At 68.0% G+C, this 10079-nt stretch carries 14 protein-coding genes; 11 read left to right on the forward strand and 3 right to left on the reverse strand.

Annotated features, from left to right (window positions below):
- The first annotated feature begins 143 nt into the window (after positions 1 to 143).
- Positions 144 to 908: a Crp/Fnr family transcriptional regulator gene (locus tag AC3A6G_RS24535; RefSeq protein WP_487862676.1), complete on the forward strand. Its 765-nt coding sequence runs from the start codon at positions 144 to 146 to the stop codon at positions 906 to 908.
- A 2-nt stretch (positions 909 to 910) separates the two neighbouring features.
- Here the strand turns inward: AC3A6G_RS24535 and AC3A6G_RS24540 are convergent, their stop codons facing one another.
- The 3 genes from AC3A6G_RS24540 to flgA form a co-directional block, all read right to left on the reverse strand.
- Entirely contained in the window at positions 911 to 1360 is a 450-nt protein-coding gene (locus tag AC3A6G_RS24540; RefSeq protein ID WP_487862675.1) for a flagella synthesis protein FlgN, read from the reverse strand.
- Between the two features lie 6 nt (positions 1361 to 1366).
- A complete protein-coding gene (flgM, locus tag AC3A6G_RS24545) occupies positions 1367 to 1663 on the reverse strand; it encodes a flagellar biosynthesis anti-sigma factor FlgM (RefSeq protein WP_487865693.1) in 297 nt (98 codons plus the stop codon).
- A gap of 74 nt (positions 1664 to 1737) precedes the next feature.
- Positions 1738 to 2448 (reverse strand): flagellar basal body P-ring formation chaperone FlgA, encoded by a 711-nt coding sequence (flgA, locus tag AC3A6G_RS24550; protein ID WP_487865694.1) that lies wholly within the window; start codon positions 2446 to 2448, stop codon positions 1738 to 1740.
- A 170-nt stretch (positions 2449 to 2618) separates the two neighbouring features.
- Here flgA and flgB point away from each other — a divergent pair, with 170 nt between their 5' ends.
- From flgB to AC3A6G_RS24600, 10 genes are all read left to right on the forward strand, one after another.
- The gene (flgB, locus tag AC3A6G_RS24555) at positions 2619 to 3026 is read left to right on the forward strand and encodes a flagellar basal body rod protein FlgB (protein WP_487862672.1); all 408 of its coding nucleotides are present in this window, start codon (positions 2619 to 2621) and stop codon (positions 3024 to 3026) included.
- A 29-nt stretch (positions 3027 to 3055) separates the two neighbouring features.
- Positions 3056 to 3472: a flagellar basal body rod protein FlgC gene (gene flgC, locus AC3A6G_RS24560; protein ID WP_487862671.1), complete on the forward strand. Its 417-nt coding sequence runs from the start codon at positions 3056 to 3058 to the stop codon at positions 3470 to 3472.
- Between the two features lie 28 nt (positions 3473 to 3500).
- On the forward strand, positions 3501 to 4187 hold the full coding sequence (locus AC3A6G_RS24565; RefSeq protein ID WP_487865695.1) for a flagellar hook assembly protein FlgD: 687 nt from the start codon (positions 3501 to 3503) through the stop codon (positions 4185 to 4187).
- A gap of 73 nt (positions 4188 to 4260) precedes the next feature.
- Positions 4261 to 5475, forward strand: a complete 1215-nt coding sequence (flgE, locus tag AC3A6G_RS24570; protein ID WP_487865696.1) for a flagellar hook protein FlgE — start codon at positions 4261 to 4263, stop codon at positions 5473 to 5475.
- A 7-nt stretch (positions 5476 to 5482) separates the two neighbouring features.
- Positions 5483 to 6226, forward strand: coding sequence for a flagellar basal body rod protein FlgF (locus AC3A6G_RS24575; protein WP_487862668.1), 744 nt, complete (start codon positions 5483 to 5485; stop codon positions 6224 to 6226).
- Between the two features lie 51 nt (positions 6227 to 6277).
- Positions 6278 to 7060, forward strand: a complete 783-nt coding sequence (gene flgG / locus AC3A6G_RS24580) for a flagellar basal-body rod protein FlgG (RefSeq protein WP_487862667.1) — start codon at positions 6278 to 6280, stop codon at positions 7058 to 7060.
- Positions 7057 to 7737, forward strand: coding sequence for a flagellar basal body L-ring protein FlgH (locus tag AC3A6G_RS24585; RefSeq protein ID WP_487862666.1), 681 nt, complete (start codon positions 7057 to 7059; stop codon positions 7735 to 7737). Before flgG ends, AC3A6G_RS24585 begins: the two co-directional genes overlap by 4 nt.
- A gap of 35 nt (positions 7738 to 7772) precedes the next feature.
- The gene (locus tag AC3A6G_RS24590; protein ID WP_487862665.1) at positions 7773 to 8888 is read left to right on the forward strand and encodes a flagellar basal body P-ring protein FlgI; all 1116 of its coding nucleotides are present in this window, start codon (positions 7773 to 7775) and stop codon (positions 8886 to 8888) included.
- Between the two features lie 11 nt (positions 8889 to 8899).
- The gene (gene flgJ / locus AC3A6G_RS24595; RefSeq protein WP_487862664.1) at positions 8900 to 9913 is read left to right on the forward strand and encodes a flagellar assembly peptidoglycan hydrolase FlgJ; all 1014 of its coding nucleotides are present in this window, start codon (positions 8900 to 8902) and stop codon (positions 9911 to 9913) included.
- A 13-nt stretch (positions 9914 to 9926) separates the two neighbouring features.
- Positions 9927 to 10079: chemotaxis protein CheW (locus AC3A6G_RS24600; protein WP_487865704.1), on the forward strand; the 153-nt coding region annotated here is incomplete at its 3' end.

Consider the following 10079-nt stretch of genomic DNA (forward strand, 5'->3'; position numbering starts at 1 on the left):
CCATAGGGATACCGCGCGTTTCAATATGTTACACAGGTTAATATATGAACTCGCAGTTGGTAGTTTTTCACACTTGAGTGTGCGAGAAGCGACAGGCTAAGCAGCTCGCGCACGTTGGCGAGGCGGCCCATGGGACGGTATCGATGTATTTGCATCCTCTTTTCGCCAGTGTTCCCCCAGACGAGCGCGCCGCATTCGTCCAGCGCATCGAGCTTCGGTCCTGCCGGCGCAACGAGGTGGTGCTTGCGGCCGATGCCTGGACCGACCGCATCTATTGCGTCGCCACCGGGCTGCTGCGCGTGGTGGTGCAGGGCAGCGAGGACAGCAACGACGTCACGACCGATTTCATTCGACAGGACGACTTCTTCCTCCATTCGACGCTGGCCGAAGACCGGTACCAGTCCGGCGCCACCTTGATTGCGGCGCTGCCTTCCTCGCTGTACCTGATTCCCACTGCCGAATTCCGCGCCCTGTGCACTCGCCATCCGGCTGTGACGATGGGCCTGCTCGGCATGGTGATGAAGCGCACCGCGGCGCTGCGCAGGCAGATCCGGCAGATTTCCTCGGCCTCGTCGGAGCGGCTCATCAGCCGCATCCTGCACGAGCTCACCGAACTGGCCCCCGGTGTGGGCGGGGGCTACGACAAGCGCATCACGCAGTCGGTGATCGCCTCGTATTCGGGGCTTTCGCGGATGCAGGTCAACAAGACGATGCGCGACCTGGAGCGCCGCGGGCTGGTGCGGCGCGACGAACACGGCGTCTATGTGCCGCCCAGCTTCGCGTCGTCCGACTTCCAGGCACTGCCTTCGAGCGAGCCGCCGCCGCCCGACCAGAGCCCGGACGGCGAGGTGGACCCCTCGTTCTTCCCGGACCTGCCCGAGGCCCCGCCCAAGCCCGACAAGGGCTGAACTCAGCCTAACGCGATCCGCGTGCCCGCACCGCTCGCGGCCCGGCGGATGCCGTCCGGCCCGTAGCAGGGCTGTGCACTGGTGGCCTGCAGGTAGTGCAGCGCGTTCTGGGTGAAGTCGAGCTGGCTGTACACAAGTGCGCCGTTCTGGCGATTGCCGGCACGGGCCTGCTGCGCGAGGTCGAGCAGCGCCTGCCATGCCGCCAGCGTGGCTTCGCCCTCGGCGGCCGCGGCCGCTTCGGCGCCTGCCCGCCCCGGTTCGAAGCCGCGTGCCACCTGGGCCGACTCGCGCGCCTGGTCGAGCGCCGCCATGCGGTCGAGCAGGCTGGCCTTGCGCTCGGTGATCTCCGGCAGCTGCGCGAAGAGGCCCTGGGTCATGGCCTCGGTTTCCTGCGCAAGCACCGAGAGAAATTCCTCGATGCAGTTCTTTTCGGCCAACAGGTGGACCAACATGGTGGGTTACAGCTTCGCGTTGTCGTCGAGCAGCTCGCGCACGCTGGCCAGCAGGCCGCGGGCGATCCGCTCGGGGTGAACTTCATAGCGGCCGGCCCGGATGTCTTCCCGGATCGCGGCCACGCGTGCGGCGTCGAAGTCGGCGTTGGGGGCATCGGGCAGCGAGCGAACCTGTCCCGACGAGAGCTGCACGACGTCCTTGCCGCCCGGAACAGCGTCGGCGCCGCCGGCCGGCGTCGAGGGCGCGCCCTTGTTCGCGCGGGTGAGCGGGGTGGCCGAAGGGGTGGATGGATCGATTTTCAAGATGATTCCTCAGAGGGCTGCCTGGTGTATCGGCAGTCCGGCCCGAAACTTTAGGGCCTGGGCCGGAAATTCCACTATTGCGGCAGCCGGAGCTGTCCTTCCTCGTCCGCGACGCCACTGACGATCCGGCCGTCCAGCGTCCGTGCGCGGATGTTTCCCCCGGCGCCGGCACTCGCCAGCGCGCGCGCCTCGGTGCTCACCGAATAGCCCGGGCCCTCGGCCACGACCTTGACGGTCTGGCCCTGCTGGATCACCGTCACGCCGCGCACCTGTTCGCGCCGCAGCGGCGCGCCGGCCGCAATGCGGTTGGCGGCCACCACGCCCTGGAGTTCGGCTGCATCGGTCAGCAACGAGCGCGGCAGGGCCGTGAGATCGCCCTCGCGCGCCGCAAGGTCGCCCGCACCGAAGGCCTGGCCCGCATCGATGTTGCGCATGGCCACGAAGTAACGCCCTTCGACGGCGACACGGGCGCGCACGTAGCGCGTCCAGGGCTTCTGCTCCGAATGGCAGCGCAGGCCGACCGAGACCCGACCCCAGGGCCTGGCGCCGCGCGGCAGGAAGGCCTCGAGCGCATCGCAGGGCGGCAGTGCGCCCGAGGCCGGGGCATCCACGCTGATGGAGACCTTGCCGGGCAGCCCTGCGCTCTGGGCGAGCAGCAGCGTGTCCACGGCCACGCGCGCATCGCCCTCGAGCTGCGGCGCCGCGGCGCAGGCCGACGCCGTGCCGAGCCCCGCCGCCAGTGCGGCAAGCAGGCATCGCAGGAAACGCAGTCTGTAGAGGTTCATGGCAGTCATCGGTGAGCGCAATTCTAGAAAGATGCCCCCGATCCGAAGATGCGAAGTGCACGCCAAATGCCCCTTTGTTCGGGCCATTGCGAACGCGGTGCATGCATAGACTCGCTTTCCATCTGTCGCCACGCCCAGCCGGGATGCGACGCCTCGAACGGATGGAAAACATGATCGACAAGCTGGATGCGGCGCTTCGCTTCAACCGCGAAGCACTCAACCTCAGGGCGCAGCGCCAGGAAGTGCTGGCCGCCAACATCGCCCACGCCGACACGCCCAACTACAAGGCACGCGACTTCGATTTCGCGGGCCGCCTCTCGCAGGCGATCACCCAGGGCCGCGCGGCGGGCGCCGTGCCGATGGCCACCACCTCGGCGCGCCACATGCAGGCCACGGCCGCGTCGGCGATCCCCGAGGGCGACCTGCTCTACCGCGTGCCGAGCCAGGCGAGCATCGACGGCAACACCGTCGAGATGGATGCCGAGCGCATCAACTTCGCCGACAACGCGCTGCGCTACGAAGCCAACCTCACGGTGGTCAGCGCCAAGATCAAGTCGCTGCTTGCCGCCGCGCAATAACCAAGAACAGCACGACAGGAGCAAGCAGCATGCCCCATCCCAGCGCATCCATGAACATCTTCGGCGTGGCGGGTTCCGCCATGGCCGCGCAGTCGCAGCGCATGAACGTGACCGCGAGCAACCTCGCCAACGCCGAGAGCGTGGCCGGTCCCGACGGCAAGCCCTACCGCGCCAAGCAGGTCGTCTTCGAAGTGGCGCCCTCGGGCCAGCAGGACATCGGCGGCGTCAGGGTCGCGGGCGTGGTGGAGGACAGCTCGCCTTTCAAGATGGTCTTCGACCCCAAGAACCCCCACGCCGACGCCAAGGGCTACGTGGCCATGCCCAACGTCAACGTGGTCGAGGAGATGACCAACATGATCTCCGCCTCGCGCAGCTACCAGGCCAACGTCGAGGTGCTCAACACCGCCAAGACCCTGATGGTCAAGACGTTGAGCATCGGCCAGTAACCCCTTCGCCTCTCCACGAACAACCTCCATGGCCATCACCGACACCTCCTCCATCTCCGGGCTCAATGCAGCCACCGCGGCGCCCACCGCAGGCAACGTCTCGGAAGCGGGCAGCGAACAGCGCTTTCTGAAGCTGCTCGTCACGCAGCTCAACAACCAGGACCCGCTCAACCCGATGGAGAACGCGGAGCTCACCTCGCAGCTCGCGCAGATGAGCACCGTGAGCGGCATCGAGCGCCTCAACGCCACGCTCAGCGGCCTGGTCAACCAGACCGGCACCAACCAGGTGCTGCAGGCGGCCTCGCTCATTGGCTACAACGTGCTGTCGCCCGGCAGCACCATCTCCACCGCCGAGCCGAAGGCGGGCGAGGCGCCCGCGGCCGTGCCCTTTGCGGTGCAGCTCGCAGACACCGCCGGCGACGTCGAGGTGAAGATCGTCGACGGCGCCGGCCGCACGGTGCGCACGCTTTCGCTCGGCACCATGGCCGAAGGCGTCAATGCGGTGAGCTGGGACGGCCTGGCCGACGACGGCAGCGCAGCGCCCGCCGGCAACTACAGCTTCACGGTCGCGGCCGACAACAACGGCGCGAAGGTGGATGCCACCGCGCTCGTGTTCTCGCAGGTGGCCGCGGTCAAGCAGGGCGCGAACGGCGTCACGCTCGAACTGATGACCGGCCAGAGCATCACGCTGGCCGACGTGCGCATGTTCCTCTGAGCACCCGCGCCACACCACTTCTTCATCTTCTTCTTCTCATCGCTTTTCAACGTACCGAAACAAGGATTCGATCATGGGCTTCACCCAAGGCATCAGCGGACTCTCCGCGGCAGCCGCCAACCTCGACGTCATCGGCAACAACATCGCCAACTCCAACACCATCGGCTTCAAGTCGGGCTCGGCGAGCTTCCAGGACGTGTATGCAGGCTCGCGCGTCGGCCTGGGCGTGGCCGTTTCGGGCATCGTGCAGAACTTCACCCAGGGTTCGGTGCAGACCAGCAGCCGGCCGCTCGACGTCGCGATCCTCAACGGTGACGGCTTCTTCCGCCTGAGCAGCCCGAGCGGCGAGGTGATGTATTCGCGCAATGGCCAGTTCACGCGCGACAAGGACGGCTTCATCGTCAACGGCGGTGGCCTGCGCCTGACCGGCTACGGTGTCTCGGCGACCGGTGGCCTCGACGGCGGCACGCCGGCACCGCTGCAGGTGCAGACCACCGCGATGAACCCGAAGCCGACCTCGGCCATCCAGGCGGCCTTCAACGTCGACGCGCGCAGCACCACGCCGGCCAAGACCCCGTTCGCGCCCACCGATTCGGACACCTTCAACTACTCGAACGCGCTGGGCCCGATCTTCGACTCGCTCGGCAATCCGCACGAGCTGGGCGTGTACTTCGTGAAGACCGGCGCCAATGCATGGGACGTGTTCGCGGCAGCCGACGGCGCCGCGCTCAACGGCGGCGCGCCGGTGTCGACCATGACCTTCGACACCAACGGCAACCTGCTCACGCCGGCCAACGGCGCGATCACGTTGCCGGGGATGGACTTCGCCAACGGCTCGGCACTGGTGAACGCCACTGTCGACCTGTCGGGCACCACGCAGTTCGGCAACGTCAACGAGATCAAGACGCTCAAGCAGGACGGCTACACCTCGGGCACGCTGACCTCGTTCTCTATCAACCCCGACGGCACCATCACCGGCAAGTTCTCCAACGAGCAGACCACGCTGATGGGTCAGGTCGTGCTGAGCTCGTTCGCCAATCCCAACGGGCTGGAGCCGATGGGCGAAAACGTCTGGGCCGAGACGCTGGCTTCGGGCCAGCCGCTCACCGGCACGCCGGGCGCGGGCACCAAGCAGGGCTCGCTGGCCTCGGGCGCGCTCGAGGCCTCGAACGTCGACCTGACCTCCGAGCTCGTGAACCTCATCGTCGCGCAGCGCAGCTACCAGGCCAACGCGCAGACCGTGAAGACGCAGGATCAGGTCGTGCAGACGCTGATCAACATCCGCTGAGCCGCCCATGGACCGCATGCTGTACGTCGCCATGAGCGGCGCCAAGCAGGCCATGGAGCAGCAGGCCTCGGTCGCCAACAACATGGCGAACGCCTCCACGCCCGGGTTCCGCGCGCAGATCAACAGCTTCCGCGCGGTGCCGGTCACCGGTGCCGAGGCGACGACGCGCGCCTACGTGGTCGCCACCACGCCGGGCGCCGACTTCAGCCACGGCCCGCTGACCGAAACCGGCCGCCCGCTCGACGTGGCGGTGCACGGCGACGGCTGGCTCGTGGTGCAGACGCCCGACGGCGGCGAAGCCTACACGCGCGTCGGCAATCTGCAGGTCGATGCCGAAGGCCAGCTCACCACCATGGGCTCGCTGCCGGTGGCCGGCGATGCCGGGCCGCTCGCGGTGCCGCCGGGCGCCGCCGTGACCATTGCCGCCAACGGGCTCGTCACCGCGCGCGGCGCGGGCGATCCGGCGATCGGCGTGGCCGAGGTGGGCCGCCTGAAGCTGGTCAATCCGCCCACGGCCGACCTGGTGCGCGGTGAAGACGGACTGTTCCGCATGCGCGAGGGCCTTCCGCCCGCCGAGGTCGACGAGGCCGTGACCGTGACCACCGGCGCCGTCGAGGGCAGCAACGTCAACGGCGTCGAGGCCATGGTGGCCATGATCGCCAACGCCCGCAGCTTCGAGATGCAGATGAAGTCGATGCGCAGCGCGGACGAGAACGCGCAGTCGGCCAACAAGCTGCTGGCGTACGGCTGAGCCGGCTGAATCGCCACATTCCCCTGACTCTCCAACAAGGAAATCCCCATCATGATGCGCTCGCTCTACATCGCGAAGACCGGTCTCGATGCTCAGCAGACCCAACTCGACGTGGTGTCGAACAACCTCGCCAACGTCGGCACCACGGGCTTCAAGCGGAGCCGTGCCGTGTTCGAGGACCTGATGTACCAGAACCTGCGCCAGGTCGGCGGCCAGACCTCGGATCAGACCCGGCTGCCCTCGGGCCTCCAGGTGGGCACCGGCGTGCACGTGGTCGCGACCGAGCGCATCCATTCGCAGGGCAACCTGACGAAGACGGACAAGCCCACCGACGTCGCCATCAACGGCGGCGGCTTCTTCCAGGTGCTGATGCCCGACGGCAGCACCGCCTACACGCGCGACGGCTCGTTCCAGACCGACCGCGACGGCCAGCTCGTCACCGCGAGCGGTTTTCCGGTGCAGCCGGCCATCGCGCTGCCGGCCAACACCACCAGCATCACGGTCGGCCGCGACGGCATCGTCTCGATCACCCAGGCCGGGCAGACCAACACGGTGCAGGTCGGCCAGCTCCAGCTCGCCACCTTCCTGAACCCGACCGGCCTGCAGAGCAAGGGCGAGAACCTCTATGCCGAGACCGATGCCTCCGGCGCCCCCAACCAGGTGAATCCGGGCGTCGACGGCGCGGGCCTGCTGAGCCAGGGCTACGTCGAGGCCTCGAACGTCAACGTGGTCGAGGAGCTGGTGAACATGATCGCCACGCAGCGCGCCTACGAGATCAACAGCAAGGCGGTCCAGGCTTCGGACCAGATGCTGCAGCGCCTGGCCCAGTTATGACATCGCTGCGTTCGTGGATGCTGCTGGCCGCGTTGGCGGTCACGGGCTGCGCGCAGGTCCCGCGCGAGCCGCTCGTGCACCAGCCGATGACCGCGCGCGCCGATAGCATCATGGCCGCGGCGCCGCGGCCCGCGAACGGTGCGATCTTCCAGCATGGTCCCGGCGGCGGCGCGCTGTTCGAGGACCGCCGGCCGCGCAATGTCGGCGACATCCTGACCGTCGTCATCAGCGAGAGGGTCAACGCCAGCAAGAACTCGGGTGCCTCGTCGAGCCGCACCGGCAGCCTGGTCGCCGACTTCGCCGGCGGCATTCCCAAGCTGATCGGCTCGCTGCTCGACGGACAAGACGCCAAGCTCTCGGGCGGCAACACGCTGGCCGCCAAGGGCGGTGCCAATGCCAACAACACCTTCAACGGCGTGATCACGGTCACGGTGGTGGACGTGATGCGCAACGGCAATCTGCTCGTGAGCGGCGAAAAGCAGATGGGCATCAACCAGGGCACCGAATTCATTCGCTTCTCGGGCGTGGTCAACCCGCGCACCGTCTCGGGCAACAACACCGTGCCGTCCACGCTCGTGGCCGACGCACGCATCGAATACACGGCCAAGGGCTACATCGACGAGGCTCAGCACATGGGCTGGATGCAGCGCTTCTTCCTCAACGTGATGCCTTTCTGATGGCGCATAGCGCCGGCAGAAGCAGAGATACCACCATGCAAACCACCCGCACACTGCGTTCGATCATCGGCCTGGCGGCGCTCTGCGCCGTCGCCTGGGGCGCTCCCGCCAACGCCGAGCGGCTCAAGGAACTCGCGAGCATCCAGGGCGTGCGCGACAACCCGCTGATCGGCTACGGCCTGATGGTGGGTCTCGACGGCACCGGCGACCAGACCATGCAAACGCCGTTCACCACGCAGAGCCTGAACAACATGCTGCAGCAGCTCGGCATCACGATCCCGCAGGGCGTGAACATGCAGCTCAAGAACGTGGCGGCGGTCATGGTCACGGCCACGCTGCCTTCGTTCGCGCGGCCGGGCCAGAACATCGACGTGACGGTCTCGTCGATGGGCAATGCCAAGAGCCTGCGCGGCGGCACGCTGCTGATGACGCCACTCAAGGGCGCCGATGGCCAGGTGTATGCGATCGCGCAGGGCAACATGGTGGTGGGCGGTGCCGGCGCTTCGGCCAACGGCAGCAAGGCCCAGATCAATCAGCTCGGCTCGGGCCGCATCCCGGCCGGCGCGCTGGTCGAGCGCAGCGTCGAGGCGCAGGTCGGCGGCGAGAACACCTTCACGCTCGAACTCAACCAGTCCGACTTCGGCACCGCGCAGCGCGCGGTCGACGCGATCAACCGCCAGTTCGGGCCCGGCATCGCGCAGGCGCTCGATGCGCGCGTGATCCAGGTGCAGGCGCCGGCGGCAAACGAGCGCGTGGGCTTCCTTGCGCGACTCGAGAGCCTCGAGGTCACGCCCACGCAGGCCGTGGCGCGCGTGGTGGTCAATGCGCGCACCGGCTCGGTGGTCATGAACCAGGCGGTGCGGGTGAACGACTGCGCCGTGGCGCACGGCAACCTGTCGGTGGTGATCAACACCGAGCCGGTGGTCAGCCAGCCGAATGCATTCGCCGGCGGCCAGACCGTGGTCGGGCAGACCTCGCAGATCTCCATCAACCAGGGCGGCGGCGCACTGCAGATGGTGCGCGGCGGCGCTTCGCTGGCCGACGTGATCAAGGGCCTGAACAGCCTGGGCGCCAATCCGCAAGACCTGGTGTCGATCCTCCAGGCCATGAAGTCCGCGGGCGCACTGCGCGCGGAACTCGAGATCATCTGACGGAACGCGGCATGGCGATCTCGCAAAGCAGCGGCACCAGCGGCGGCGGCCTGCTGGACCAGCGTCTCGCGCTCGATGTCCAGAGCATCGATGCGCTGCGCAACACGGTGCGCAACTCGCCCGACGAGGGCGTGAAGCAGGTCTCGCGCCAGTTCGAGGCGCTGTTCATGAACATGGTGCTCAAGAGCATGCGCGAGGCCACGCCCTCGAGCGGCCTGTTCGAGAGCCGCGACGAGAAAATCTATCTGTCGATGCTCGACCAGCAGCTGGCGCAGAACCTCTCGGGGCGCGGCGTGGGGCTGGCCGAGGCGATGCTCGCGCAGCTGAGCCGCGGCGCGGCCGAAGCCGATCCCGGCGGCGGCGGCACCGGTGTCGAGGGCATGCCGTTCTCCTTGCAGGCGGCCCCGGCGGTGGCGCGCCGGACCGACATGCCCATCGCGGCGCATTCGGGCATTCCGCTCGGCTCGGCGCCGCCTTCGGCCGCGCCCTCACGTACCGCGGCGCCCGTCGCGGACCTCGGCATCTACCAGCGCAACAGCGAGCGGCTCTCGCCCGCCGCCGAGGGATCGTTGCAGGGCAAGGTCGACAGCTTCGTGCAGCGAATGGGTTCGTCGGCGCAGGTGGCCAGCGCCGCGAGCGGCGTGCCTGCGCCGCTCATCCTCGCGCAGGCCGCGCTCGAGTCGGGGTGGGGCAAGCGCGAGATCCGGGCCGACGACGGCACGCAGAGCTTCAACCTGTTCGGCATCAAGGCCGACCGCAGCTGGAAGGGCCCGGTGGTGGAAACCACCACCACCGAATACATCGACGGCGAGCCGCAACGCGTGCGCGCGAAGTTCAGGGCCTACGGCTCCTACGACGAGGCCTTCACCGATTACGCGCGCTTCATCACGCGCAACCCGCGCTACGCCGGCGTGCTCGCCGCGGAGACGCCGGCCGAAGCGGCGCACGGCCTGCAGAAGGCCGGCTACGCCACCGATCCGCACTACGGGCAGAAGCTCGTTCGCATCATGCAGAAATTCAGCTGAAGGAAGAAACGACATGGCAGACACACCCACCTCTTTGCAACACCGCGGCCCCTCGGCACCCGCCGCCGCGAGCCGCCTGGAGGTCGTGACCTTCACGCTCGGCCAGGAGGAATACGGCATCGACATCCAGAAGGTGCAGGAGCTTCGCGGCTACGACGCGGTGACG

The organism is Variovorax sp. Soil_C_26 (genome assembly GCF_057657075.1).

Bases quoted from the DNA above. Each gene is read 5' to 3' on its own strand.
- flgG (WP_487862667.1), top strand. From the start codon at position 6,278: ATGATGCGCTCGCTCTACATCGCGAAGACCGGTCTCGATGCTCAGCAG.
- AC3A6G_RS24535 (WP_487862676.1), top strand. From the start codon at position 144: ATGTATTTGCATCCTCTTTTCGCCAGTGTTCCCCCAGACGAGCGCGCC.
- flgC (WP_487862671.1), top strand. From the start codon at position 3,056: ATGCCCCATCCCAGCGCATCCATGAACATCTTCGGCGTGGCGGGTTCC.
- flgJ (WP_487862664.1), top strand. From the start codon at position 8,900: ATGGCGATCTCGCAAAGCAGCGGCACCAGCGGCGGCGGCCTGCTGGAC.
- AC3A6G_RS24585 (WP_487862666.1), top strand. From the start codon at position 7,057: ATGACATCGCTGCGTTCGTGGATGCTGCTGGCCGCGTTGGCGGTCACG.
- AC3A6G_RS24565 (WP_487865695.1), top strand. From the start codon at position 3,501: ATGGCCATCACCGACACCTCCTCCATCTCCGGGCTCAATGCAGCCACC.
- flgB (WP_487862672.1), top strand. From the start codon at position 2,619: ATGATCGACAAGCTGGATGCGGCGCTTCGCTTCAACCGCGAAGCACTC.
- AC3A6G_RS24575 (WP_487862668.1), top strand. From the start codon at position 5,483: ATGGACCGCATGCTGTACGTCGCCATGAGCGGCGCCAAGCAGGCCATG.
- flgE (WP_487865696.1), top strand. From the start codon at position 4,261: ATGGGCTTCACCCAAGGCATCAGCGGACTCTCCGCGGCAGCCGCCAAC.
- AC3A6G_RS24590 (WP_487862665.1), top strand. From the start codon at position 7,773: ATGCAAACCACCCGCACACTGCGTTCGATCATCGGCCTGGCGGCGCTC.
- AC3A6G_RS24540 (WP_487862675.1), bottom strand. From the start codon at position 1,360: ATGTTGGTCCACCTGTTGGCCGAAAAGAACTGCATCGAGGAATTTCTC.
- flgA (WP_487865694.1), bottom strand. From the start codon at position 2,448: ATGAACCTCTACAGACTGCGTTTCCTGCGATGCCTGCTTGCCGCACTG.